A 25,088-nucleotide genomic window follows, 5' to 3' on the forward strand; every position below is an offset into this window, starting at 1 on the left:
CCACATATTTTATTTAAAGTGGTTCAATAAAAACACTTTCCTAATAAAGATAAAAACAGTTTTTTTTAGAGTAATAAAGTTATATTCCTTTTCATCGGCAATAAGGAACAATACCCTTATTTTATAAATTCTAACAAAATCAGAAAATTGTCAAGTATGAAGGACTATTTATGCTCGGAAATCAATTTCCCAATATGCTCCATGATGATCCTGGTGGCTTCATCGGCTGATATTTTCTGTTCACGATATTCGGTAAAATTTATTGGAGGACCGTAAACGACCTTCAATGGACGTAAAAATTTATATGGGCCGATGATTGCACACGGTATGATAACGGCATCAGACCGCAACGCGAAAAATCCGGCACCCGCCAAACCTTCTCCCAATTCACCGGTCTTGCTTCTGGTTCCCTCGGGAAAAAGACCAATCGCCTTGCCCTCCTTCAAAAGCTTTAAGCCTTTTCTAAGGGATTCCCGATCGCTATTGCCGCGTTTCACGGGAAATGCATTTACTCTTGGTAATATACCCTTTAAAACAGGTGCATGAAACAACTCTTCTTTCGCCATGAAATGAATATCCCTTGGAGACGTCATGCCAACTACGGGCGGATCCAAATTATCAATGTGATTGGCACAGATCAATACCCCGCCCTCTTTAGGGATATGTTCCTTTCCGAGTGCTTTAACCCTAAACGAAGGCGTTAAAACGCCTTTTACGATGTTTTTGGCAAATGTGTAAAAATCCAATGTCATCTTTTCCTCTCTTCTATTAAAGACATGATGCTTTCTGCGACTTCCTGAATCGATAATGAGGTCGTATCGATTTCGATAGCATCCGCTGCCTTTTTCAGTGGCGAAACCTCGCGTTCGGAATCCAGCTTGTCCCTTGTTGCGATTTCTTCCCTTAATTTTTCGATATCTGATGGAAAACCTTTCAATATATTTTCCTGATGCCTCCGCTGTGCCCTTTCATCCACAGAAGCGATTAGAAATACCTTTACTTCGGCGTTTGGTAACACATGCGTACCGATGTCCCTGCCATCCATGACGACACCGCCATTTTCACCAAGGATTTGCTGCCTGCGAACCAATTCCTCCCGGATGCTCCGGTGCTTGGCCACTTCCGAAACGGAACCAGTCACTTCATTGTTCCTGATTTGGGCTGTCACGTCCTCGTTATCCAAGAACACCAACTGCCCATTTTCACTTGGTCTTAATTCGATTTCCGTATTGATGAGAACTTCTGATAATGCTTGTTCATCATCAAGAAGAATCTTTTGATTAAGGGCCTTATAGGTAATGGCCCTATACATTGCCCCTGTATCCACATATATGTAATTGAACTTTTCTGCAACAATTTTAGCAACCGTGCTTTTTCCAGCAGCAGCTGGTCCATCGATTGCGACTGATAATTTTTTTTTCATAAATCCTCCCAAGAATCCTACAATCATGCTGATTATTTAGTACCTTTTCATTTTATCACAACTAGCGGGAAAATCATTAATAAAAGGGATGTCTACGTTTAAAATCACCTTTGTTCTTTTTTGATCCCTACAGCCATCATAAGTTATCCTTTTATTGAAAATCTTCTTACAAAAAAAAGCGGATCACCGCTTTTACTTATGGGTTCCATTGAATGTTTCAATGATTTTCGTATAATTATTGCTGTTGACACCTTCATACCTCGAGAGCTTGGTCAAATCAAAGATTTGGTCCTCCCTGCTCAAAAGGAATTGGAAAAAAAATAAGCAGGCCAATTGGATGATGATCACTTTAATTAATAGTCTTTCAAATGTTTTCATATAAGCCGCACCCTCCATCCGTTTATATTAGCAGTATGGATGGAATCGCTGTTTTTCATTCAATCATGTTAAACATGCAAGCCTTTTTTCTTTAAATCCACCTGCTTTTCAAATATAAACCTCATTAATGTCTGTATATCATTTTTTGAAGGTTCAAGAAATTGGACGTGCAGCAGCATATTTCCATGTTCTTTTTCCGTTACGCGAATGACTTTGCTTTTTACCCTTAAATAATGAATCTCACCTGATTTCATCGTAAGCGCCATCCACAGGTATAATTGCGAAACCGATTGAATAGCAGTGCCTTTTAAAAGCCTTATGGAAGCTCCGCCAGCGCTGATATCCTTCGTTAATGCACGAAAAGGGGTAAACTCGGAATGTTCTGGATGAATGGCGGTATCCAAGGTTACATCCAGGCGCACGAATTGTCTCCGCTGGAATTTAACAAACGTTTCTGGTTCGGACAGCAATAGTTGCATCATGGGTATTCTACCTTTCACTTTTCCAAGCACTTCAGACTCGAATACATAAACAGCCTGCTCTTCATTGGAAAATGTGACATTGAACTGTGTCCCATCAATAAGGAATGCAATTTTCCCAGTCTCTTCATCGATGGGAAAGTCCGTATAGAAACAACCCGTCCCCATTTCTACAACCATACAATTGAACTTTTCCTTCTGTGATGTGTATTTCGGTTCGAGCATTAATATATCACCAATTCTAAACATCGTCGTCCACGTCCTTTTCGATAGGGAGGAAACCACATAATATTACCTATGAAATTCCCCATATAATCCAATAATCATGAAGTTATTATGTCATGAAATAAGAAAAAGGGAAAGTGACTAAGCACATTTCCCCATAACTTATGATTGACGATTCTTTTAAATTAAATTCTCGTATACCGGTTCGGAATTCTTTAATTTTTCAACCTTTTCTTCTTGACCGGTATCTGCATTAATGAAAATACGGTAGGTATCGTCTTTAATCGTACCGAGAAATTCATAACAAAGAACTTCTTCACCAATATCATTGGTGATTAACGCCTTTCCTTCTTCCATTATTTTTACGTTGCTGTTGATTTTGTCCTTAGCCTCTTTCTCGGATATTTTCGGATTCCCTAATTCCCTGGTTTTATGTGATTTTAAATACTCATCAGCTGAAAACCCTATAACGGATCCATCATCCAATGCGATTTTGACCTTGACTGAATCCGGATAAATCTTGACCCCATTTTCTGATGTCACGAAATTCAATAATGCGATATTATCGTATTGAGCACTCTCAAATAATTCAAGTGAACTGAAATCATGTTCCTTTAAAAAAGCTTCGGCTTTTGTATAGGCTTGATTCAAATCAATATTTGTTTTGTTCACATCTCTATTATTGATATACCAAATAGGGTAACCGCCTTTTTTTGTCAAATCCATATTCAATTCAGTATCGGAATCTTTATCGAGGATGCTCACACTATAAAATCCATAATCGGAACCTTTTCCGTTTTCTTCCACATTCACCTTCAAATTTTTGCTTTTTGAGTGTGCATAGTTTTTTGCTGTCGCGATTGCTTCTTCTTTCGTAATGGTTTCACCTTGCAAATTTTTGAAGTTTTCATCCCTCTGTTGTGCAGAAGTAAAAGTCGGGTTCATCTCATTCGTTTCCCCGTACCCAGATACTTTTTTCTCTACCGTCTTTAATCCGTCAATGATCGTGTTATCCGAATTTTCTTTCCCTGATGCAAGAGCCATTTCGACATCCATCCATCTTAAATTGTTTTTAAGGACTAGATACTGCACTTTCCTTAACTCGCCCTGGATGTCTCCTGCCTGTGTGTACAAGGATTGCAGTGTCGCATATTCCTTATCATTCAATGGTTCTTTTTCAAGGTCCCGTACCGCTGTTTTATAACTGAAGTCCGCAATTTTTGATAAAAATTCCTCTGTCTTGTTAAAAGGAAGCAAGGTCAATGGCAACTGCCCGACATCACTTTGGGCTTCGGAAGTGATACGCCAAACATCTGTTAACGCCGGACTTAATGAATAACGTGAATTCATGGCCAAAGTACTGCCGACCTTATCGTGCAATAAATCCACTTGATAGCTTAAATCATGAAAGGCTCGCTGATACGTATTTTCCGCGTTTATTAATACAGCATTTTTTTCCTTATGTTCTTGATAACCCCAGAATGCAGTTCCCGCAACAACTACAACAAGCAGGGCAATCACTATATTCCTGATCATTTCCCTTCACCTCTTTACTTACAAAAGATATGTTTTCCGATTCTTTTAATTTGTTCCCTTGACCAGATCCATTTGCTTGTTGCCGTATCGGGATTAAAGTAATATTCTGCATTACCGGTTGGATCCCACCCATTGATAGCATCCACCACGGCTTCTTTCGCCCTTTCGTTCGGTGTAAGCCAAATCTGTCCATCCGCAACAGCCGTAAACGCCCCAGGTTCAAAAATTACTCCCGAAATGGTATTAGGAAATGCAGCACTTTCCACCCTATTCAGGATTACTGCTGCAACGGCAACCTGACCAGTATATGGCTCCCCTCGCGCCTCTCCATAAACGGCATTGGCCATCAGTTGTATATCGTTTTGAGAATACCCCCCTGGAAGATTGGCAGATGTCGTTGGTTTGGAAGGGGCCTTTCCGGTAGCGGTCCCTCCAGTTCCAGTTCCTTTCGCTTTTACCTGTTTTTCAATGGGGACTCCCCCATAATAGGTGAACTCGTTTCCTTTATTGATTTGCTCATGAACCCATGCTTTATTGAAATTAGACGCATTCGCCAACTTCTGTTTTGTTGTAGTGCCTGCTAAACCATCGATTGGAAGCCCGAAATCTTGTTGAAAGTTTCGAAGTGCCCAATAAGTGCCCCATCCATAGGCTCCATCAATCTTTCCCTTATAGTAACCGATGTTTTGCAGGCGTGCCTGCAGTTCAATTACATCATTTCCAACCGCACCTTTTTGAATGACTTGGCTCGAAAAGGCATTTGTTCTTGTTTCCGGGTAAATTGCGAAACATATAGTTATACACGAAAACAGCAAAAGCCATTTCCATTTTGACGAAATTCCTTTCATCAAAAACACTCCTCTTTTTCTTGAATTAATGTAATTCTATTTTCTTCTTTACTGGCTTTTTTATTCCAAACATAAAAAAAACGGAGCGGGCAAAATATGCCAGCACTCCGTTTTTTGATAGTATTCGTCATTTGCTAAGGTAATGATTCTGTGAAAGTTTTTCTGCGTGAAAGTCAGACAACAAACGTGCTTTCTTTACTTTTTTCATGCCTAACCACCATAGATAAATCATGAATGGCATAATAAAGTACACCCAAAATTTTTGGGAAACCAAAATATAATCGTAAACCCCATGTAACGAAATTGGTATGATCAATGCCAATAATAAATAGACCCTATTATTCGAAGCCGAAAATTTCGCCTTGCCCAAATAATATCCCATGATCACACCGAACAAAGCGTGACTGGATACAGGGAGAACGGCCCTGAGAAAAGCGTGTTCCACCCCGTTGGCCAGCAGGTACAAAATATTCTCCATTGTGGCGAATCCAAGGGAGACTGCAGCTCCGTAAACAATCCCATCATAAGGCTCATCGAATGCCACATGCTGATAAATAACGTAAATGAGTATGAACCACTTGAAGAATTCCTCAAGCAGTGCAGCCCATAAAAAAGCATTTGCTAAATCCGTATTCAAGATATGTTCGGTTTCGAGCACATACTGTATGAACATAATCGGAAATACAAGAAAAACACCGAATATAAATGTTTTGACCACAACCGATATCGGTTCGGTCTCATATTGATCTTTCAAATAGAAATAGCTCAGTAGCGCCAATCCTGGCGCAATGGCCGCTGACAACATGACCAGCATTAGCTGACCCTCTTTTCATCTTCGTTTCCTTAATCGTACCATGGAATGAAGAAAAACTGAATCCAAGAATCAACTCTTCCATATTTTATTTAATCCTTCAGTACTTAAAGAAGGTCTCATCTATAGGGTTTTCGCTTGCCAGCATGACAGCTAACTTGATTCGTGCCTTCTTGCTGTCATAATCAGCGCCTAAAATCACACCGCGTTGTTTTAGATCAAATGCGCTGCCTTCATAATCATAAGCAGGGTACACTTTTCCTTCTTCTGCACTTGTAGTCATGATGATCGTTATTCCTTTATCGATTGCAGCTTGTATGGAGGTTACCATTACAGGGGTGACTTGTCCCCTTCCTACACCCTCGAGCACGATGCCTTTCGCACCGTTTGCAACCGCAGCATCAATAAAGAGGCCGTCAGCTCCTGTATGGCACTTGATGATATCCACCCTTGGGATGCGATTCTGAATATCATAACACTCCCTATGTAAAGGTTTCTGATAGATGCTCACGACATCATTATCAATTATCCCTAAATATCCATAGCCAAAAGATTCGAATCCCTGTAAATTGGAAGCATGCACTTTTTTGACATACTTTGCTGAATAGATCCGCTCATTAAAAACGACCACTACCCCAACATCCCTAATAAGATCACTCGCAGCGCATAATATCGAATTCCTTAGATTGGAATATACATCGGTGCCCACTTCTTGGGGAGAACGTTGGGAGCCGGTTAATACGATTGGACGTTGATCTTTACTCGTGACATCAAGGAAATATGCCGTTTCTTCAAGTGTATCCGTACCGTGTGTCACGACGATTCCCGTAACTTCAGGATCCTCCAATTCCTTTTGTATGGCTGATTGAAGCTGCTGCATTTTCTCAAAGGACATGGACATGCTTGAAATCTGGAAAAGATCAACCACTTTAACCTCAATATCGCTGGGCAATTCGCAAAGAGATGCCAACTCATGGCCAGTCAATGCACCAGAGGCCAACATCCCATTCGCAGTTTCTTTACTGGCAATAGTCCCACCAGTCGTTATTAATGATATTTTTTCCATACGGTCACAGCTCCTCATTCATATCATTCACTTTTCTTTAACGGCCAAATGATAGGCAATCAATCCACCATGAAACCTGCCGTTCTCGATGAAGATTTCGTTCGCATTATTTCCGGCTGCCAGAACTCCTGCAATATAAAGACCTTTAACGTTCGTTTCCATCGTTTCCTCGTTATATGCAGGCCTTCCGGTCTCCTTATCAATAGTAATGCCCATTGCAGCTAAAAAGGAATGGTCAGGATGGTAACCAGTCATTGCAAATACAAAATCATTTTTAATGACTTTTTCCTCATCACCTACATGATAAATCACGCTGTCTTCCGTTATCCTGTCGACATTCGCATTAAATTCCATCTTGATCGTTCCATTGCGGACTAATGATTCGAATTCCGGAAGAATCCAAGGTTTGATACTTGGAGAGTAATCCGATCCTCTATAAAGGACTGAAACCCTTGCTCCTGATTTGACCAATTCCAAAGCTGCATCCACACTTGAGTTTTTGCCACCGATGACTGTAACATCACAATTATAGTAGGGATGGCCCTCCTTGAAGTAATGAAACACTTTAGGGAGCTGTTCGCCCGGTATGCACATATAGTTAGGATGATCATAGTATCCGGTCGATATGATCACATGCAGAGCTGTATATTCCCCTTTCGATGTCTTGACCAAAAACTGGCCATCTTCTCTTTTTTCCACTTTTTCCACTTTTTCCACTTTTTCGAATGTATTGACCCGCAATTCTTTCCTTCTGACTACCTCCCTATAATAGGCTAGCGCCTGATTGCGGACCGGTTTACGGTTTTCGATTATAAAAGCGACATCACCAATTTCCAGTTTTTCACTCGAACTGAAAAATGTTTGATGTGTCGGATAACGGTAAATGGAATCAACCACATTTCCTTTTTCAATGATCAGGGACTGTATTCCCACTTCTTTAAGAGCGATCGCAGCAGCCAATCCACACGGGCCCCCACCTATGATAATGACTTCTTCAACATTCATCTTTATTCTCCACTGCCTTTCCATCCACTATGTGTGATACGTTCGTCTAAAAATAAAAACTCCTATCAATACATGATAGGAGTTTTTACAATTCATTTCAATGATAAAGCAATGAACATGAGTTAACTATATATTAATACTGATTTGAATCCTTTTAGATCCAACCACGGAAGCGGGAAGCTTCAGCCATTTTTCTTACGCCGATCATATAAGCCGCTAGGCGCATATCAACGCGTCTTGATTGAGCAAGTTCATAAATGTTATTAAAAGATTTTACAAGGATTTTTTCCAGCTTTTCGTCCACTTCTTCTTCAGACCAGTAATACCCTTGATTATTTTGTACCCATTCGAAGTAAGAAACCGTTACACCGCCAGCAGAAGCAAGCACATCAGGAACAAGAAGGATTCCGCGATCCGTCAGGATTTGTGTCGCTTCAATTGTTGTAGGTCCGTTAGCTGCCTCGACAACGATCGATGCTTTGATATCCGCAGCATTTTCTTCAGTGATTTGGTTTTCGATTGCAGCCGGAACTAAAATATCACATTCCAATTCAAGCAGTTCTTTATTTGAAATTGTGCTTTTAAACAATTTCGTTACGGTTCCGAAACTATCTCTCCGATCGAGAAGATAATCGATATCCAATCCCTCAGGATCATGGAGTGCACCGTATGCATCTGAAATACCAATGACTTTAGCTCCTGCGTCATGCATGAACTTAGCTAAGAAACTACCTGCGTTACCGAAACCTTGAATGACGACCCGTGCCCCTTTAATATCGATGCCGCGTTTCTTGGCAGCTTCATTGATACAGATCGTTACACCCTTAGCAGTGGCTGATTCACGGCCATGAGAACCACCAAGCACTAGCGGTTTACCCGTAATGAATCCTGGCGAGTTGAATTCATCCATACGGCTGTATTCATCCATCATCCAAGCCATGATTTGAGAATTTGTAAACACATCAGGTGCCGGGATATCTTTAGTCGGCCCCACGATTTGGCTAATTGCGCGAACGTAGCCCCGGCTCAGTCTTTCAAGCTCACGGAATGACATATTACGAGGATCACAAACGATACCGCCTTTACCCCCGCCGTATGGCAAATCTACGATGCCGCATTTCAAACTCATCCAAATGGATAATGCCTTCACTTCACGTTCCGTTACATTAGGGTGAAAACGGATACCGCCTTTTGTAGGCCCAACAGCATCGTTATGCTGTGCACGGTAACCCGTGAAAATTTTAACCGATCCATCATCCATGCGTACCGGTATCTTCACCGTCAATAAACGCAAAGGTTCCTTCAACAGCTCAAAAACTTCTTCCGGGTAACCCAGCTTATCCAAAGCTTTATGTATTACAGTTTGGGTTGACCTCAGTACGTCGTGTTTTTCTTCTTCATTTACATGGCTATTGCCTTTTGCCGATTCCATTAAAAGTACCTCCTAGAAAATCTCATCCGTATATAAAATTATAATGTACAAATAGTCCTCTTCATGTGCTAGTATACACCTTCGTTACATTTATGCAAGAGTAAAAATGGGAAATTAAAAGTTGGAAATATTCTAAAAATGAAAACGTTATCATATCAACTGCTTTCTTACTCTTTTACCGTATATCTTGTTCGGCCGAAAGTTGACACAAAAAAAGGCAAACCACATTTTTTCACCGTAATGCGGCTGCCTTGTCTCATTTGTCTTACGTCAGCTAAAATGTGTGAGCAAAACATGTATCGCTTCATTTTCGATTATACATGTTCCATATTCATTGATGCGGCTGAGTGTCAATGTAGATGCATGGCCATACTCAGCCGCTAGAGATATGACCGTGTCATATGTCGTGTCTTTAACATTTTCGATAAGTAAATAGTATCTACCCTCAAAATGATAAAGGGTACTTTTAAGCAAACCTTGAAAAGATAATCTATGAGATAATTGGACGATATCTTCAAAGTCATCGAAAACATAAAGAATATGGGGGAAGTCATCAATTTTCACCTGTAAATCCAAAAATTCCTCTTCGTCTGCCAATAGTTCCTCTTCTTCCTTTGTCACAATGATTATCAACCCTTGTGCAGGCAAGGAGAAAATTTCGATTGCAATGGAGCCACTCATTTTAAAGCTGAGTTCTTCGCACGCTTCTTCGACCATATCCTGAAATAGCTTGTGGACCTTTAAGGAATTCCCTAAAATATCTTCTTTCGTTATGCCTCTATCAATTAAATCATCAAGGGTCAAAAAAATCTTGATTTTATTATTAGTTAATCGTTCCAGCTTCATAAAAAAATGCCCCCTGGTTACCATCTTCATACATCATATGAAGCCTTGGTCGCAGGGTGCATATCCATTATTTCTCCTAAGACGGCCGTCGCTAACCCTTCAGCCACTCCTCCCATTTCGATTGCGTGTCCCCCATTAAGACTCCGCTGAAGGCAGTTCGGTCTTCTTCAGAAATAAGGCTCAAAGCCGCACCGCCAATACCCACCTTCAAATCCGGAAAATCCTTTATTAACGCTTCAACAAGCTTAAATGTTCCAGCAAGATTCTCTTTCAGTGAACATGACATGAATAGGTAAGAGGGCTTAATGATGTTTAAAACGGTGAAAAGGTCCTTATCAGCAATGGATTCTCCTAAATAAATGGTTTCATACCCTTTCCGCTTCAAAAAAATGGTGAAGATTAATAGTCCAAATTCATGTTTTTCACCGGGAGCACAAACGGTAAGGGCTTTCGGAAGAAAACCATTAGTCGGAATTGTATGCATAACCGAACTGATCCTGGATTTTATTATGTTCGACGCAAAGTGTTCATGAGCGGAAGTAATTTCTCCCCTTTCCCACTTATCCCCAATCTGAACCAATATTGAACCGAGTACATCCACTATGGTTTGTTCGATTGTATACATACTGAATGCTTGGCTTATCAGCATATGGGCTTTATTTTCATTGAAATTCAATAGAGCTTCGATTAATTCATCCGATAACTTAATCGCTTGTTCATCCTTACGGTTCGTTTCAGGAACTCCAGGCGCTAGGGTGCCAGTACTTTCGAGAAGAGAAACGGCTTGGCTTATTGTAAAACCTTGCTTTGTTTTAGTAATGAGCCACTTAAGGATTTGCAGGTGTTTTTCAGTATACAGCCGGTGCCCCGATTCATTCCTGATAGGTTCGATAAATTTATAGCGCCTTTCCCAAGCCCTAAGGGTTCCCGACTGAATGTCCAGCAGTTTTGAAACTGCCTTTATATTATATTTACCTTCTTGCATGGTTTTACAAGGCCTCCAATAACTGTACGATCATTTGATGAAATTATAGTGGATTTTTCAAGGTCTGTAAAATCCCGGTATGCTCGCTTAAAAGCAGCCTAATAGGTTTTTTCCACAGCTTCGCCTATTTCAGTGTCTGTCCCCCTTTTCAGGGTGAAGAGGTGCGTTTCAGGCTTAGCTTCAAGCCTTAAAGGCACTGCGCTTGTCCCATAGCCATTACTCGTCATATATATACATTCCCCCTCTTTTTTAACACTTCCGATCTGATAGGGCCCGAATCCGAATAGGCGAATCTGCCCGCCATGGGTGTGACCTGACAGGACAAGACTAATATGGTGTTCCGGAGTCAACTGTTTCTTGACCAATGGATTATGGCTCACCAAAATCCGGAAATCTTCATTCCCGCAATCCGACAGGGCAAGGTCAAGCCTATCACGTTCTTCCGATATATCATCAATGCCCAGAAGAGCGATTTTGCTGCCATTCTGAGACTCAAAAGAAACAGCTGTATTATCAAGGATTTTCACCCCATGTTTCAAAAGAGTCGCATCCAGTTCATGGAAGTCCCCTTCATAATCATTATTACCCCAAACAAAATAAAGGGGACCAAGTTCTTTTAGTTTTAATAAATTTTTTTCCACACGTTCTAAGGGAACCCCGCTTTCCCTAATGTCACCGCCGATTATCACCAAATCTGCCTTGTCACGTGTTTCCTCAATCAATTTATCCGCAACGATCCGCCGATGAAGATCGGATATAAAAAAAATCCGCACATCGCCAAAGTCTTCAGGAAAGTCTTTAAAATATAGGTCTTGAGAAATCACCCTATCTTGCATAGCCGTACGCCACATGTAAAAGATCGTGGCAAATGACAGCAGGATGATGATTAAAAATAATCCAGATAACCATAACATCTTCGTTAAACCTTCTTTCCATCCTTATCCAAACGTACTTTCATATAACCATAAAACGGTATTACCCGCAATTAAATATGATTTAAAGCAACCATCATTTATTTTCATGATATAAGTTAATATCATAATTCTTCTTCATCATTTCAAAAACCTTATGGCGATTTTTCCATTCTTCCTCTTTTTCCCACAATTGCTTACTTTTATTAATGATTTCACAGCGTAGCAGTTGAAACTCCTTTTCAGCTTTATCTAGCTTTTTTTTAATTAAAACCATATATCCATATAGACCAATTGCTGCCGCCAAAAAAAGGAAATGGCTAAAATGGTCGACGAAAACACTAAACATGCTGAAAAAGGAATAGGAATAAGGTACAACGATATAAAAATAAAGATAAATCATAAAAAGGACAGCAACAATCATGGTTGCCCACAAGCTTTGAAGATGCTTCTTTTTAAGTGCCTCGAATTTTTTCTTCCGATCCACGACATTTTGAAGCATTTGTTTTGTTGCTTGATCCGTTTTCTCATCCAGTAAAATGATTGTCGATTCCATCGCATTTCCTCCTCTGCTCTTTCAAATCATGATATGAAAGAGTAGAGGAAAAAATGATAATGTACCTGTCACTATTGCTTTCATACTTAACCAAGTTGAACAATATTAAAAATACCCTGCCTATAAAGACAGGGTCAGACTAGAGACAAACTCGATAATAATTGAGTTTGTCTCCAGCTTTTTTAGGTTTTTAAAATTTGAATGTTGATTTTCACTTCAGGCACTCGCTTTCCGCGGGCGGTCCGCCCTCGGCGCCATTGCGCCTGCGGGGTCTCCCTTGGACGCGCTTTTCCCGCAGGAGTCTCGAACACCCGCTCCAATCAACTTTGTTTTAACATTAAGGTAGAACTCCTGTTGCCTAAAGTCTTTTTTGTTTTGAAATAGAAGGATTTAAAAACTTGATTTTTTCTAAAGGTGCCTTTTCATTATTTCTTGATTGGAATTTTCAATACCTGACCTTTGGAAATTTCATTGCCATTCAGCCCATTCCACTCCCTGATCAGAGCAATCCCTTCCTGTGATTTGTAGTAATTCATGGAAATGCGAAATAATGTTTCTTCACCTTGAACAGTATGTAAGACAACTTTGTATCCCTCTTTATCCGGTTTAGCGGCTTGTACATTTTTCTTTTCTGCTGCTGCTTTCTTTGCCTTTTCCTCAGCTTCTTGCTGCGCTTTGGCTTTAGCCTCAGCTTCTCGCTGCGCTTTGGCCTTTTCCTCAGCTTCTTGCTGTGCCTTGGCTTTTTCCTCAGCTTCTTGCTGTGCCTTGGCTTTTTCCTTAGCTTCTTCCTGCTGCGCTTTGGCTTTAGCCTCAGCTTCTTCTTTTTCTTTCTCCGCTTCAGCCTTTGCCGACTCTTTTTCCTTTAAGTCCTCTGCCGTTGCTGTAGTTGGAATCGATTCTATATCTTCCTCTTTTAAGACGACTTGGTCACTTTTAGTAACAGGTAAAGGCCTATCCTGAAAATATGTATAAAGGCTGTAAAATCCAATTGGAAGCAAAATGAAAAATAACGCTAATAATTGTATCATTGGAAGTTTAATCTTCACTTTACTTTTTTTCTTTTTATTCTGATGGACTTTGCTCCGTTTGGGCAATGATGACTTAGCCTTCTGGCGTTCAATTCGCGAACGAAGTTCACCAGCCTGATCATTTTCTTTTTCATTCTTTTGCACCCGGCTCATTCAAGTCACCCCCTTTCTTGCTAAACCCTCTTTGCTTTTTGTTCCTGATTAAAATACCAAGGATAAAGTCAATCAAAAAGTGGGCCGTAATCGTCACGATGATATTATTAGTCATTTCAAATAGAAACCCGATAAAGAAGCTCAAAACCAATACATTTAAAAATAAAAACCAATTAAAAAGGTAACGATAATGAACGGCTGCAAAAATGAGGCTCGTAAGAAGCAAACCAAAATGTGTTTGCAGCACTCCCCGGAATAATACTTCTTCACTTACCGCTACCACTAAAGCTACGACAAAAATCATCGGGTATGACAAATTACTGAAAATGCGTTCGTTAATACCGCCATCATCCTGATAGGAAGATGGTGTCACTTTCATAAGCAATATGTCAATTAACACGACAATGACTCCAGCAGGAACACCAATCAGCAAAATGTTCAGGTCATCAAAGATAAATAAGTCGAAAAAAGCAGAACGGTCTTTAAATAAAATAATACCTAAAAAGATGGCTAACGTTAAGAGAATAATTTGTGTAAGAAACAAATTATATAGCAACTGTTTATCTGTAAGTTGTTTAATTAATTCAGCTTGCTTATTTTTCATTGCCATTTTCCTTCTTTAGTAAGATATAAGCCAATTCCTTTTTCCAAGTGGAAAAGGTATTAGCCGGATCCACCTTTACTTCCGGCCATACATCAGCCATTTTTTCGGCATCCATCCCACAGATATCACAGCAGATGGGGTTCGCTTCCCGATGCTTTTCTCCAAAATAGTCCAGTATCCCTGAACGGCGACATTCCTGTGCATATATCCAGTGAAGGAATTTATGCAGCTTTTCTTGATTACTGGTTTTCCTCTTTTGACAATACTCTTTCATCTCTGCCACTTGATCCTGGTTATTGCCCATAATAAACTGGGTAAAAAAACGGAGCTGGATTTCGTTCAACGAAAAGGATTGCGACAGCTGCTCTTTTTCTGAGGGGGTCAAATTCGCCAGATTCTTTTGTGATTCATTAAGGAAAGAACATACACCATCGATTTGCGAATCCGTAGGCAACTGTTGCTCCATCAAATGAAGGGGAAGCCCTTCATCCCCTTCGCTATATAATAAGACAGCCACACTTTGTTTCCGGTCTCGCCCCGCCCTGCCAATCTCCTGAAGATATGCTTCCATCGTGGACGGGATATGAAAATGGATAACATATCTGACATCCGATTTATTCACACCCATTCCAAAAGCGCTTGTTGCGCATATGATTTTCAACTGGCCGGAAATGAATTGCTGCTGAATGAGCATCCTTTGTTCCTGCTCCATTCCACCGTGATAATAATTGACACTATCGATCCCGTTATCCTGTAAAAAACCAGCGACTGATTCCGCCACTTTTTTAGAGGAAAAATAAATAATTCCGCTTCCGGTAAATTTCCTGACAAGCTCCAGCACACGGGCTAGCTTCTCATCATAGCTGAACATTCGCTCGATAATAATGGCAATATTTTCACGATCAACGGATGAGACCATTTCCTCGGCCTGCCCAATGTTAAGTTTAACAACGATGTCCCTCCGGACCTCATCGGTTGCAGTTGCCGTCAGGGCAAGCGTCAACGGATCATTCAGTTCACGCCTCACTTCTCCTAAATTCAAATAATCCGGACGGAAATCGTACCCCCATTGTGAAATGCAGTGTGCTTCGTCTATGACGAACAAGCCTATTTCTATGGATTTCAAGGATTTTATCACACCATCGATGCTCAGCATTTCAGGAGATAAAAAGATAAAACGGTAACTATGTAACCTATCGAAAGCTTTCCTTTTTTGATTAAGCGTCAAAAAAGAGTTGAGGGTCAATACACTTTTTTCGCCGCTCATCTTCAGCTGATCCGCTTGATCCTGCATTAAAGATAATAACGGGGAGACAATTATTACAGTCTTATTTACCAGATAAGCCGGCAGCTGATAACATAATGATTTACCTGACCCGGTTGGGAGCATCGCTAATGTATGACGGCCGGACATCAATGATTCAACCACTTCCTTCTGTCCAGGACGAAATTCATCAAAACCGAATTTTTCTTTGAGGACTCGTTCCATGTTCATCATCTCTCACCTATTTTCGCAAGTACAAGTCTTATTTGAAAAAAGCTTATTTGTTTATTATCGACCATCTGCTTGATAGCTTTAAGCTTTTTTGTACCAAGTTGCTTAATCGCTTCAGCAATTTCCCTCTCATCCTCGATTTTCACATAATCGGAAATCGGAAAATCTTTTTCCGATAAAACAATTTCTACGAGGTGATCTTCGATGGTGTTGACTTTCAATCTGCGGATTTCAGCTATTTCACCGAGGTTTTTCCCTTCCTGGATGTATCGTAAAGTAGTCTTTGTAGATTGTGTCAAATGAGGATTACCACTTCTTTTCCAATCATTGGTTAATGAGGATAAGAGAGGGTAATCACTACCCGTTTCCATTTCTGCAAGCATTTGATGCAATGAGTCAAGGAATGTATAGCGAACATACTCTTCTTCCGCATTTTTCCTTTTTGCAATCTGTTCAAACGTTAGTCCAATCCTGTTTATCCCGGTCAATTTCAAAATGAAAATGTCTCGTTTCATATCACTTTGATCTTCTAAAAGGGATACCAGTTCATCATATAGATGTTGGGCAATCAACGCTCGATCCTGACGATTGGCATGTAAAAATTCCTTTACGAAGAATTGGATTTTGGGATTTCGTTGTATCGGATAAAAACGTCTTTCATTGTGGACAATATGGGATATGGTTTGAATGAGTAAGTTTAACCTTCCCCAAAAAACAGGGGTGATATTGTGATACTTCCAACCATTTAAATACTCCGGAAAAGGATTATTTTTAAAGTAATCGACCAACATTCGTTCACCTTGCAAACTAATTTCATAAGCATCTGGTTTATCCGTTAAATTGATCAAGTCATGCTTAAGCGAATGTTCAATGTTTTGATTTAATTGCTGACGGGTAAATCGAGGTATTGTCCCAAAAATATCCGTTAACCCGAATAAGTGGGCATCTTGAATCGTTTGTGACGATTTCTTACCCTGCAGCATATGGTATATAGCATAAATGGAGCGCTCACCTTGAAATTTTTTTATCGCATATAGAATGATGGCCTGTAGATAATTATTCATGGGACTCACATCCTTGTTTCATTTAACCAATAAACCCATTGTAACAAAAATCTGCAAAAACCGCCGTTATTATTGATGAATACAACAGAAATTATGTGACTAAATGACGAAACATGGAAAGGACCAAGTTAATTATTTCGATGTTTTTCGTTGACTTTCAGCTACATGATAGTTATTATCAATACAATTTCTATTGAAAAGTTTGGCATTCGGTCTTACAATAAGAAAGAGATAATAATCTGAAATAAAAAGATTATCAGTTGTTAATCAACTTAGGAGGGGTTATATTCATGGCTAAATTTACTATTGTGGATAAAGAAACATGCATAGCTTGTGGAGCTTGCGGAGCAGCGGCACCAGATATATATGATTATGATGACGAAGGGATTGCATTTGTTACCCTTGACGATAACGAGGGTATCGTTGAAATTCCAGATGTACTTATAGACGACATGATGGATGCATTTGAAGGATGCCCAACGGATTCCATCAAAGTTGCTGACGAGGCATTTGACGGAGATGCACTAAAATTCGAATAAAGGTACAAGCCATTTTCAATCGAGAATGGCTTTTTCTTTTGGCCAAGGCACATACCAAAAAACAGGCATAAAAAAACAACCGGATATGGATATCCGGTTGTTTTTTCATATCTATCGTCAATGCCATTAAGCATTTTTATATAATGTTTGCTTATTGATCCATGTCTGTAATTTAATGAACAGCAACATGAATACAGATGTGATGAGCACGCCTTTAATCACGTTGAAAGGCAAGATTGCCGTCGTAACGAACTTTCTTGACTCGGGCGCCGACATGGCATCCCATCCCATAAAGAAGGTATAAGCCGGTAAAAAGACAAAATAGTTTAATACGCTCATGAATACTGCCATGGAAACTGTTCCCGCAAGTAAGGCGAACGTCATTCCTTTTTTTGAATTGATTTTCTGAAATACATAATAAGTCGGCAAGACAAACAGTATTCCGGCTATAAAGTTAGCGATATGCCCCACAGGCACAGCAGTCAAGGTCCCTGTCATGACTAAATCCAATAGGTTTTTAATGAACTCGACTAGAATTCCAGCCATCGGACCGAAAATCAATGCCGCCATCAGTGCTGGTATGTCGCTAAAATCAACATTGAGAAAAGGCGGGAATCCCGGAAACGGGAAATTTAAAAGCATCAATAAATACGATATGCTTCCCATCATGGCAAGTGAGACCATTTTTTTCACTTTGTTCTTTTTCATAGTTCTCTCTCCTTCTTTTCCGATCTACCTGAAAAAGAGGTTAGGATTCCAAAATATGTTGATGTTCAATAAAAAACCTTTAATTCCAATGGAATTAAAGGGATAAATTAAAGGTTACATCAAACAAACGTTCAGCAAATAACTGTTGAAACGCACTAAGGAACCTCCATCTTCTCCCATCCAGACTATACTGTCGGCTTTGGAATCACACCAAATCCTGCCTTGTAAGGCTCGCGGGCTTAGAAGTAGAAATTCCTTCATCACCGCCGGTGGGGAATTGCGCCCCGCCCCGAAGATAGACCTATAAAATTTTTTATACTTCCCATTATATCTGAAATACCTTTTTTTTGATAGCATTTTTTCTCATTTGATGCATGTAGGATGAATATCGATCGTCGCAGTGAACGGCTTAAAACGAATGGCGGATTTACAATATGACAATTCGAAAATTTTTCGCAAAAGAAGACGAAGCTATTTATATCGCCGCATTAAACGGATGATCAGATGAAAATCATTTGTTTAAGCGCTTTCATTCAGATAAGCCAAATTGACATTATCAGCATTTCAATTGTAAAATTAACTGAAATTTAAGATAATTTTTTCCTTAGGAAGGTGTTTAGACGTGTATCGGATTTTAGTAGCAGACGCCATTAAACCAGAAGGACTCGGACCGCTTTCAGAGGCATCCAATATTCATCTCATTCAGAAGACCGTAGAGGAAGCTGCAAACGAACTTGATCAGATCGATGCAATTCTTGTGAGAAGTGCAACAAAGGTTTCGGAAGATTTAATGAACCGTATGCCGCAGTTAAAAATTATAGCACGCGCTGGTGTCGGTGTTGATAACATAGACATCCCCGCAGCGACAAAACGCGGGATTGTCGTGGTTAATGCACCTGACGGCAACACCATTTCAACAGCTGAACATACATTCGCGATGATGGCTTCATTATTGCGCCACATTCCGCAAGCTTATGCTTCATTGAAAAATGGGGAGTGGAAACGTTCTTCATATACGGGAACTGAACTTCGTGGTAAAACATTAGGCATAGTTGGCTTTGGACGCATCGGAGGGGAAATTGCCAAACGTGCTAAAGTGTTTGGCATGGATGTCATTGTCTATGACCCGTTCCTGACTGTAGATCGTGCAAAGAAAATGTCCGTAACGGCCCTGCCATTGGATGAATTGCTTCCTAAAGCAGACATCATTACTGTCCATACACCACTAACGAATGAAACTAGAGGATTAATTAATAAAGTAAAACTGCTTACCTGTAAAAAAGGGGTTTATGTACTGAACTGCGCCCGCGGTGGAATTCTAGACGAAGATGATTTATATGAAATGTTAGTTCAAGGGCATGTTGCAGGGGCAGCACTGGACGTTTTCGTCGAAGAACCTCCACTTGGCCATAAACTGCTGGAACTGGATAGCGTCATTGCTACACCGCATCTAGGCGCTTCCACGAAAGAAGCCCAATTAAATGTCGCCGTACAGGTTGCCCAAGAAGTATTGACCTATTTCGAAGGAAATCCAGTATCAAGTTCAATCAACCTTCCGGCCATATCTAAAGAAGTGTTTGAAAAGGTACAGCCATTCCATCAACTCGTTCAGCAAATGGGATCGATTGCTTCCCAGTGCATGAATGAAGGAATTCAGGAAATCTCCGTTACATATGCAGGAGAATCTTTGGATTTCGATACCGCGATTCTTACAAAAAGTCTAATCTCCGGCTTTTTAAGATCAAGAGTCGATGCATCAGTCAATGAAGTGAATGCCTTGTTGATCGCAAAAGAGCGTGGCATAACCATTGGCGAAAAAATCTCTACGGACTCTTTAGGTTACTCGAATTTGATCAGCCTTAAAGTAAAAGGTGACAACCGAGAATTAACAATAAGTGGGACCTATATCGAAAACTATGGTTCTCGAATTGTAAGTTTGAATGGTTTCAAAATCGACTTTCATCCAGAATCGAATTTACTTTATATCCAGCATACCGATAAACCCGGTGTAATCGGTAACGTAGGTAAGATTCTGGGTGATCACGGAGTGAATATCGCCACCATGCAGGTTGGCCGAAAAGAAGCTGGCGGTGAAGCCATCATGGTTTTGAGCTTCGATTTACCATTAGAAGACAACATGAAACAGTTTTTAATGGAAACAGAAGAAATTACGTTCATGGCCCGTATTTCATTATAAGAAGAAAAAAGTGCCCCGCAGCGCGGGCACTTTTTTCTGTTAATGCATTCAATTCACTTGGTTCGGTGCTTCTGGCACCAATATGTCTTCAGTTAAATTCAACTGGCCCACCTCTTCAATAGGAACATTTTCAAACTTCACTTTTTCAAAACCAAAATCCTTAGCTATGAAGAGTATGGCTTCTAAAGCTTGAAGGGTTTCCTCACTATTTTCAATAACAGCTTGATCTGATAGATGAATGATCACAAGATCTCCATTAGAGCTTATCCTTTCCCATTTCAGGTCATGGGGGATTGCAGGTGAAATTCCCTCGATGTCCGCCTCCCCTTTTCCGGCTTGCAGCGCCTCCTCAAAGTCCCGATAACCCATATTGCTTGGAACAAGGAAACTTGGAGAGGACTCATCCCTTTGATAAAGAAGGTATGTGCGTTTTTTTTGATGAGGTATATCCATCTCCTTTAAATATCCCGCATGTGCAAACCTGGCACCTTGCTTACCTTCTGTGGAAAATGTCATTTTCTCTATATTGTTATAGGAAAGCGTTTCTTCCATCGAATGGAGAAAAAGTGTATCTTCAGCCAACAGTTGGCTTTTTTCTGGAAAATCAATATGGGCAGTGTTTATATCGTTTCCTTGGCTAATCTTTATATCAAGCGGAAAATAGTCAGATAGCCCATATTGCGCTTCATCGATATCGGACATTTGATTAACTAACTGATTCAGTGTATCACTTTCATCATGATGTTTAAGTTTAATTGAAATGGGAACGATGAAATTCATTTGATCATCTGGGACACCCATCGTAATGATCGAGGCATTTTTAAGGTCATCCTGATAGATCGCTTGTTCAAATGTTTTTTCCTTTTCCCCTTTTCGCGGTTCCATTTCTGAAAACTTGTCTTTAGATTCGATTTTCGCTTGGTTACTCGAAAACTCTTGAGCTTCCTGTTTATCTTCTGAGGGCTTTTCTTGGTTACTTGTATCCTTCCGTTCAAGATCTGCCATTTCCTTACTTTCAGATAGAGATAATTTCCCACTGCTGCCGCTGTCTTCTCGACTTGTCGTTCCTTTTATTTCAATAATGAACGATGATGCCAAAACAACCATTAAGAATAAGGAGGCAACACCCGCGAATAGAGGTATCCAGTGTTTCTTTTTCTTTTTATCATGTATTCTCGCATACACCTCTGCCTTGGTTCGGTCATCTTTTAATTTCGGAAGCTCGCGCAGCATGTCTTCAATTTCGCTTTCTTTCCAACGGGATCTCCTCAATGCGGTGGCCCTCCTTTCCTGATAAATCTTCCATCAACTTTTTAATAGCCTTCAAAGCTCGGTGCTGGGTCGTTTTTACCTTACTTTCACTCCAATTCAATACTTCAGCAGTTTCCGTAATGGACAATCCCTGAATATATCGTAAAATGATTACGGATCTTTGATTCGTGGTACACCGGTTTAAGCATTGGTAAATAGCTTGGATTTCATCGTTCTTGATAGCCACTTCCTCGGGAATGGGCTCTTCATCTTTTAGCAATTGCCTATCCCAATCAAAATTAGGAAAGATTTTGTCTTTCCACCCTTTTTGTTTCCGAAAGTGATCAATCGTCACATTTCTTGCAATCGAATACATCCACGTTTTTTCACTGCTTTTTCCTTCGAAGCGTTCATAGGCCTTCATCACCCGGATATAGACCTCCTGAACAAGGTCTTCGGCGGTTTCTCGATTTTTAGTCATATAAAAAATGAATTGATATATTTCCTGATGATATTTTTCATAAAGATCGTGGAAAACGGAATCCATCATTTCCCCACATCCGTTCATAAATATAGTCGTCAATCCTAAACAAAAGTTACATACTTCGGCTTTAATCTTATTATAAAATTCCGTTAATTTCCACATATCAGGGACTTCTTATTTGTTTCCTAAAAAAACAAAGACAAGTTGGAAAGAAATCCACTTGCCTTTGTCTTCGCAGTTCTTTATGAAACAAGATTATCTGGCGATCCACCTGTCATTCATTCAGCGTTTTCCATAATTCGAGGCAAAATGATACTGAACGTCGTCCCTTTATTAGGTAAACTGTTTACCGAAATGTAGCCATCATGGGCATTGATTATATTTTTTACGATTGCCAAACCCAATCCGGTACCCGAACGGCCGCGGGTCCTTGCTTTATCCGCTTTATAAAACCTCTCGAATACAAAAGGCAGATCTTCTTCGGGAATTCCAGATCCAGAGTCCCTCACATCAATGATCAGTCCCCTTCGATCACTTGTCCTCTGAATGACATCAATGTTACCGCCTGGGGGAGTATGACGAATCGCATTATCAATTAAATTGGTCAAAACCTGTTCAATACGGTCCGGATCGAAGTGCCATTGAATCTGATCGTCTTGCAGGCTGGCTGATATGGTAATCCCTTTTTCTTTAGCCAGCCCAGAAAACTTACTTGTAATCCTCTTTAAATATGGAGAAATAGGTACACATTCATAGCTAAGATTCATTTTACCCGATTCCAATTTAGCTAGATCGAGAAGATCATTGACTAAACGTCCCATTCTCAAAGATTCATCATAGATGATGCGGGCCATTTCCACCTTTTCCTCTTCACTGCCCGCAATGTCATCTACAATCGCTTCACTATATCCTTGCAACATTGAAATCGGGGTCCTTAACTCATGGGAAACATTCGCTATGAAATCAGTCCTGAGTTTGTCCATCCGTCTTTCATCACTCATATCCCTTATGATGGCCACCGCTCCCCGAATATTGTCGCCATTTGTATATAGCGGACTGACAATCAATCCCCAATTACGGCCCTGCAAGGTAATCTCACCGACTTGTTCCTTATCGAAGGACTCTGATTCATCAAAAAGATTCATCAAAACCAAAGGAACATTCACATTATCTTCCCGGTTATAGCCTTTTTCAAAATACCAGGATTGCAGAAACCTTTCCGCTGGCGGATTCGTTTCAAGAATTGTGCCGTCTTTATTGAAGGTGATGACCCCATCTGCCATACTGCTAAGAATGCTTGAGAGATGTTCCTTTTCCTGACTAAGTGCATTCATATTGAATTTCAGTTGCTTCCTCATCTGATTAAACGCTATGGCCAGCTCACCGATTTCATCTTGGGTCAGTATTGGAACCTTTGTATCAAATTTCCCCCGGGCAATCGCTAGGGCGGCTTCCCTCATCTTCACCAATGGAGCATTGATTCTTGTAGATAAAAAGAAAGCAAAAATCGTTGTCAAAATAATGGCGATGCCTGCTGCCAATAAAATGAACTGTGTAGTGGATTTTGTGGTTTCTTCCATGGACTCCAACGATTGAAATAGGAACACTTCATCCTGTTCCCCATTCAATTCAAGCGGAATGCCTACCACGATTGCGGATAATCCCTCGTTTCCCGCATCCTCCGATAGCGCCATTTCCTTTTTTACAGTCTTTCTTTCCGTAAAAACCTTGAGCAATTCGGGGTCATTTTTAATGAGTTCCGGCGTAATTTCAAACTCATTATCTCCACCGATGGATGAGAATACCATTTTGTCATCATTAAGAATGATCATTTTCGTTTCATTGCCTATTAATTCCGAAGCTATTTGTAATACCTCATTGCTTGATCCCTGATGTTCATTGGTCACCTTAATGATTTGTTCAGCCGTTTTGGTTAAATCATTTTCAATATTTTCAATTTGGAAATTCTCAAAGAATTCGACCAGCAGAACGGTTAAAACAATTAATACAAACGACACGAGCAATAGGATCGTTGCCCATAGCTTCCCTACAACACTGCCCCATAGCATCAGTCATTAATGACTTCGAACTTGTAACCTACACCCCAAACGGTCACAATCATCTTGGCTGCGTTTTCGGATATACGGTTTAATTTTTCACGCAAGCGTTTAACATGCGTGTCTACAGTTCGAAGATCTCCAAAGAATTCATAGTGCCATACTTCTTTTAACAATTGCTCCCGGTCAAAAACCTTATCTGGGGATTTCGCCAAGAAATATAACAATTCATATTCTTTCGGTGTTAATGAAACCTCTTTGTTATCAGCAAGTACACGGTGGGCATCATTATCTATTGTTAGATGCGAGAAGACGATCACATCTTTTGCCGTCGTTTCCGTCTGCATGTAACCTGTGCTTGAAGAGCGACGCAATAAAGCTTTAACCCTTAACACGACTTCACGGGGACTGAACGGCTTTACGATATAATCATCGGTCCCCACTTCAAATCCTTGAACGCGGTTCACTTCTTCCCCTTTAGCCGTCAGCATGATAATTGGAGTCGTTTTCTTTTCCCTTAATTCACGGCAAACTTCGATTCCATCTTTCCCAGGCATCATAATATCCAATAAAATCAAATCATAATCATTTTCAAGGGCTTTTGTTAAAGCCATATCTCCATTTTCAGCTTCATCGATTATGTATTCTTCTCTTTCCAAATACATCTTTAGCAGCCGGCGGATTCTTTCCTCATCATCCACCACGAGAATTTTAATAGCGTTATACATTATGTAATCAGCCTCCTATCATATATTCTACAAAATGAATACTTCCATGACTAATACTTTTTCCTTACAAAGTACGATAAAGAGCCATTTTCGAGTGGCTTCCATGAACCTTTCACCATTTTGTCACAAAAAAGACTCCGACCGCTCATTAAGAATGGATAATTGCTTTTTCACCGAAATATTCTTATTAAAAGGGATGAAAGGAAAAAGGGATCATTCTCTAGAAAAATCGATAAGCCAACTCCTCGACGTTTCTATCAAAAGACCCCCTTCATCTAA

General features: G+C 40.2%; 25 protein-coding genes and 1 riboswitch. Of the genes, 2 read left to right on the forward strand and 23 right to left on the reverse strand.

Annotated elements, in window-relative coordinates:
* Nucleotides 1-164: 164 nt before the first annotated feature.
* From AC1DIV_RS08645 to AC1DIV_RS08730, 18 genes are all read right to left on the reverse strand, one after another.
* Nucleotides 165-752, reverse strand: coding sequence for a lysophospholipid acyltransferase family protein (locus tag AC1DIV_RS08645; protein WP_340876846.1), 588 nt, complete (start codon nucleotides 750-752; stop codon nucleotides 165-167).
* Nucleotides 749-1,423 carry a (d)CMP kinase gene (gene cmk, locus AC1DIV_RS08650; RefSeq protein ID WP_048681724.1) on the reverse strand — a complete coding sequence of 225 codons (675 nt, stop codon included), beginning with the start codon at nucleotides 1,421-1,423 and terminating at the stop codon, nucleotides 749-751. Before cmk ends, AC1DIV_RS08645 begins: the two co-directional genes overlap by 4 nt.
* A 192-nt stretch (nucleotides 1,424-1,615) precedes the next feature.
* Entirely contained in the window at nucleotides 1,616-1,801 is a 186-nt protein-coding gene (locus AC1DIV_RS08655) for a YpfB family protein (protein WP_340876848.1), read from the reverse strand.
* A gap of 68 nt (nucleotides 1,802-1,869) precedes the next feature.
* Nucleotides 1,870-2,529 (reverse strand): flagellar brake protein, encoded by a 660-nt coding sequence (locus tag AC1DIV_RS08660; protein ID WP_340876849.1) that lies wholly within the window; start codon nucleotides 2,527-2,529, stop codon nucleotides 1,870-1,872.
* 156 nt (nucleotides 2,530-2,685) lie between these two features.
* Nucleotides 2,686-4,041: a germination protein YpeB gene (ypeB, locus tag AC1DIV_RS08665; protein WP_340876850.1), complete on the reverse strand. Its 1,356-nt coding sequence runs from the start codon at nucleotides 4,039-4,041 to the stop codon at nucleotides 2,686-2,688.
* Nucleotides 4,042-4,055: 14 nt separating this feature from the next.
* Nucleotides 4,056-4,880: a spore cortex-lytic enzyme gene (sleB, locus tag AC1DIV_RS08670; RefSeq protein ID WP_445670166.1), complete on the reverse strand. Its 825-nt coding sequence runs from the start codon at nucleotides 4,878-4,880 to the stop codon at nucleotides 4,056-4,058.
* A 136-nt stretch (nucleotides 4,881-5,016) separates the two neighbouring features.
* Entirely contained in the window at nucleotides 5,017-5,703 is a 687-nt protein-coding gene (prsW, locus tag AC1DIV_RS08675; RefSeq protein ID WP_063594034.1) for a glutamic-type intramembrane protease PrsW, read from the reverse strand.
* A 97-nt stretch (nucleotides 5,704-5,800) separates the two neighbouring features.
* A complete protein-coding gene (locus AC1DIV_RS08680) occupies nucleotides 5,801-6,766 on the reverse strand; it encodes an asparaginase (RefSeq protein WP_063594035.1) in 966 nt (321 codons plus the stop codon).
* A gap of 27 nt (nucleotides 6,767-6,793) precedes the next feature.
* Nucleotides 6,794-7,771 (reverse strand): YpdA family putative bacillithiol disulfide reductase, encoded by a 978-nt coding sequence (locus AC1DIV_RS08685; RefSeq protein WP_340876853.1) that lies wholly within the window; start codon nucleotides 7,769-7,771, stop codon nucleotides 6,794-6,796.
* 154 nt (nucleotides 7,772-7,925) lie between these two features.
* Entirely contained in the window at nucleotides 7,926-9,203 is a 1,278-nt protein-coding gene (locus AC1DIV_RS08690; RefSeq protein WP_048681753.1) for a Glu/Leu/Phe/Val family dehydrogenase, read from the reverse strand.
* A gap of 270 nt (nucleotides 9,204-9,473) precedes the next feature.
* Nucleotides 9,474-10,049 (reverse strand): genetic competence negative regulator, encoded by a 576-nt coding sequence (locus AC1DIV_RS08695; protein WP_095389680.1) that lies wholly within the window; start codon nucleotides 10,047-10,049, stop codon nucleotides 9,474-9,476.
* Between the two features lie 91 nt (nucleotides 10,050-10,140).
* Nucleotides 10,141-11,034, reverse strand: coding sequence for a MerR family transcriptional regulator (locus AC1DIV_RS08700; RefSeq protein WP_063594038.1), 894 nt, complete (start codon nucleotides 11,032-11,034; stop codon nucleotides 10,141-10,143).
* 98 nt (nucleotides 11,035-11,132) lie between these two features.
* On the reverse strand, nucleotides 11,133-11,948 hold the full coding sequence (locus AC1DIV_RS08705; protein ID WP_477576183.1) for a metallophosphoesterase: 816 nt from the start codon (nucleotides 11,946-11,948) through the stop codon (nucleotides 11,133-11,135).
* Between the two features lie 94 nt (nucleotides 11,949-12,042).
* The gene (locus tag AC1DIV_RS08710; protein ID WP_034308074.1) at nucleotides 12,043-12,501 is read right to left on the reverse strand and encodes a YpbF family protein; all 459 of its coding nucleotides are present in this window, start codon (nucleotides 12,499-12,501) and stop codon (nucleotides 12,043-12,045) included.
* Between the two features lie 425 nt (nucleotides 12,502-12,926).
* The gene (locus AC1DIV_RS08715) at nucleotides 12,927-13,682 is read right to left on the reverse strand and encodes a LysM peptidoglycan-binding domain-containing protein (protein WP_340876855.1); all 756 of its coding nucleotides are present in this window, start codon (nucleotides 13,680-13,682) and stop codon (nucleotides 12,927-12,929) included.
* Nucleotides 13,660-14,286, reverse strand: a complete 627-nt coding sequence (locus AC1DIV_RS08720) for a CPBP family intramembrane glutamic endopeptidase (protein WP_323597756.1) — start codon at nucleotides 14,284-14,286, stop codon at nucleotides 13,660-13,662. Before AC1DIV_RS08720 ends, AC1DIV_RS08715 begins: the two co-directional genes overlap by 23 nt.
* A complete protein-coding gene (locus AC1DIV_RS08725; protein WP_340876857.1) occupies nucleotides 14,276-15,781 on the reverse strand; it encodes a RecQ family ATP-dependent DNA helicase in 1,506 nt (501 codons plus the stop codon). The genes AC1DIV_RS08720 and AC1DIV_RS08725 overlap by 11 nt, the downstream gene beginning before the upstream one ends.
* Nucleotides 15,781-16,845 carry a YpbB family protein gene (locus tag AC1DIV_RS08730; protein WP_477576185.1) on the reverse strand — a complete coding sequence of 355 codons (1,065 nt, stop codon included), beginning with the start codon at nucleotides 16,843-16,845 and terminating at the stop codon, nucleotides 15,781-15,783. Before AC1DIV_RS08730 ends, AC1DIV_RS08725 begins: the two co-directional genes overlap by 1 nt.
* Nucleotides 16,846-17,135: 290 nt before the next feature.
* Here AC1DIV_RS08730 and AC1DIV_RS08735 point away from each other — a divergent pair, with 290 nt between their 5' ends.
* Nucleotides 17,136-17,384, forward strand: a complete 249-nt coding sequence (locus tag AC1DIV_RS08735; protein WP_034308087.1) for a ferredoxin — start codon at nucleotides 17,136-17,138, stop codon at nucleotides 17,382-17,384.
* A gap of 126 nt (nucleotides 17,385-17,510) precedes the next feature.
* On the opposite strand, the gene AC1DIV_RS08740 is transcribed toward AC1DIV_RS08735, so the two are convergent.
* Nucleotides 17,511-18,092 (reverse strand): ECF transporter S component, encoded by a 582-nt coding sequence (locus AC1DIV_RS08740; RefSeq protein WP_034308089.1) that lies wholly within the window; start codon nucleotides 18,090-18,092, stop codon nucleotides 17,511-17,513.
* 164 nt (nucleotides 18,093-18,256) lie between these two features.
* Nucleotides 18,257-18,393, reverse strand: a riboswitch (FMN riboswitch).
* Between the two features lie 321 nt (nucleotides 18,394-18,714).
* On the opposite strand from AC1DIV_RS08740, the gene serA reads away from it, so the two are divergent.
* Nucleotides 18,715-20,289 carry a phosphoglycerate dehydrogenase gene (serA, locus tag AC1DIV_RS08745; RefSeq protein ID WP_477576187.1) on the forward strand — a complete coding sequence of 525 codons (1,575 nt, stop codon included), beginning with the start codon at nucleotides 18,715-18,717 and terminating at the stop codon, nucleotides 20,287-20,289.
* A 48-nt stretch (nucleotides 20,290-20,337) separates the two neighbouring features.
* Here the strand turns inward: serA and AC1DIV_RS08750 are convergent, their stop codons facing one another.
* The 4 genes from AC1DIV_RS08750 to AC1DIV_RS08765 form a co-directional block, all read right to left on the reverse strand.
* Nucleotides 20,338-21,561: a GerMN domain-containing protein gene (locus AC1DIV_RS08750; protein ID WP_477576189.1), complete on the reverse strand. Its 1,224-nt coding sequence runs from the start codon at nucleotides 21,559-21,561 to the stop codon at nucleotides 20,338-20,340.
* Nucleotides 21,527-22,087 carry an RNA polymerase sigma factor SigX gene (sigX, locus tag AC1DIV_RS08755; protein WP_477576194.1) on the reverse strand — a complete coding sequence of 187 codons (561 nt, stop codon included), beginning with the start codon at nucleotides 22,085-22,087 and terminating at the stop codon, nucleotides 21,527-21,529. Before sigX ends, AC1DIV_RS08750 begins: the two co-directional genes overlap by 35 nt.
* Before the next feature lie 215 nt (nucleotides 22,088-22,302).
* A complete protein-coding gene (locus AC1DIV_RS08760; RefSeq protein ID WP_048680105.1) occupies nucleotides 22,303-24,096 on the reverse strand; it encodes an ATP-binding protein in 1,794 nt (597 codons plus the stop codon).
* Nucleotides 24,093-24,809, reverse strand: a complete 717-nt coding sequence (locus tag AC1DIV_RS08765) for a response regulator (RefSeq protein ID WP_034308096.1) — start codon at nucleotides 24,807-24,809, stop codon at nucleotides 24,093-24,095. Before AC1DIV_RS08765 ends, AC1DIV_RS08760 begins: the two co-directional genes overlap by 4 nt.
* Nucleotides 24,810-25,088 lie beyond the last annotated feature (279 nt).

Source organism: Peribacillus sp. 05N428, from assembly GCF_056397085.1.

Bases quoted from the DNA above. Each gene is read 5' to 3' on its own strand.
- AC1DIV_RS08730 (WP_477576185.1), bottom strand. From the start codon at position 16,845: ATGAATAATTATCTACAGGCCATCATTCTATATGCGATAAAAAAATTT.
- AC1DIV_RS08705 (WP_477576183.1), bottom strand. From the start codon at position 11,948: ATGTTATGGTTATCTGGATTATTTTTAATCATCATCCTGCTGTCATTT.
- AC1DIV_RS08655 (WP_340876848.1), bottom strand. From the start codon at position 1,801: ATGAAAACATTTGAAAGACTATTAATTAAAGTGATCATCATCCAATTG.
- cmk (WP_048681724.1), bottom strand. From the start codon at position 1,423: ATGAAAAAAAAATTATCAGTCGCAATCGATGGACCAGCTGCTGCTGGA.
- AC1DIV_RS08690 (WP_048681753.1), bottom strand. From the start codon at position 9,203: ATGGAATCGGCAAAAGGCAATAGCCATGTAAATGAAGAAGAAAAACAC.
- AC1DIV_RS08680 (WP_063594035.1), bottom strand. From the start codon at position 6,766: ATGGAAAAAATATCATTAATAACGACTGGTGGGACTATTGCCAGTAAA.
- AC1DIV_RS08740 (WP_034308089.1), bottom strand. From the start codon at position 18,092: ATGAAAAAGAACAAAGTGAAAAAAATGGTCTCACTTGCCATGATGGGA.
- AC1DIV_RS08645 (WP_340876846.1), bottom strand. From the start codon at position 752: ATGACATTGGATTTTTACACATTTGCCAAAAACATCGTAAAAGGCGTT.
- AC1DIV_RS08725 (WP_340876857.1), bottom strand. From the start codon at position 15,781: ATGAACATGGAACGAGTCCTCAAAGAAAAATTCGGTTTTGATGAATTT.
- prsW (WP_063594034.1), bottom strand. From the start codon at position 5,703: ATGCTGGTCATGTTGTCAGCGGCCATTGCGCCAGGATTGGCGCTACTG.
- AC1DIV_RS08685 (WP_340876853.1), bottom strand. From the start codon at position 7,771: ATGAATGTTGAAGAAGTCATTATCATAGGTGGGGGCCCGTGTGGATTG.
- ypeB (WP_340876850.1), bottom strand. From the start codon at position 4,041: ATGATCAGGAATATAGTGATTGCCCTGCTTGTTGTAGTTGTTGCGGGA.
- AC1DIV_RS08720 (WP_323597756.1), bottom strand. From the start codon at position 14,286: ATGAAAAATAAGCAAGCTGAATTAATTAAACAACTTACAGATAAACAG.
- AC1DIV_RS08735 (WP_034308087.1), top strand. From the start codon at position 17,136: ATGGCTAAATTTACTATTGTGGATAAAGAAACATGCATAGCTTGTGGA.
- AC1DIV_RS08700 (WP_063594038.1), bottom strand. From the start codon at position 11,034: ATGCAAGAAGGTAAATATAATATAAAGGCAGTTTCAAAACTGCTGGAC.
- AC1DIV_RS08710 (WP_034308074.1), bottom strand. From the start codon at position 12,501: ATGGAATCGACAATCATTTTACTGGATGAGAAAACGGATCAAGCAACA.
- sigX (WP_477576194.1), bottom strand. From the start codon at position 22,087: ATGGATTCCGTTTTCCACGATCTTTATGAAAAATATCATCAGGAAATA.
- AC1DIV_RS08695 (WP_095389680.1), bottom strand. From the start codon at position 10,049: ATGAAGCTGGAACGATTAACTAATAATAAAATCAAGATTTTTTTGACC.
- AC1DIV_RS08715 (WP_340876855.1), bottom strand. From the start codon at position 13,682: ATGAGCCGGGTGCAAAAGAATGAAAAAGAAAATGATCAGGCTGGTGAA.
- AC1DIV_RS08765 (WP_034308096.1), bottom strand. From the start codon at position 24,809: ATGTATAACGCTATTAAAATTCTCGTGGTGGATGATGAGGAAAGAATC.
- AC1DIV_RS08660 (WP_340876849.1), bottom strand. From the start codon at position 2,529: ATGTTTAGAATTGGTGATATATTAATGCTCGAACCGAAATACACATCA.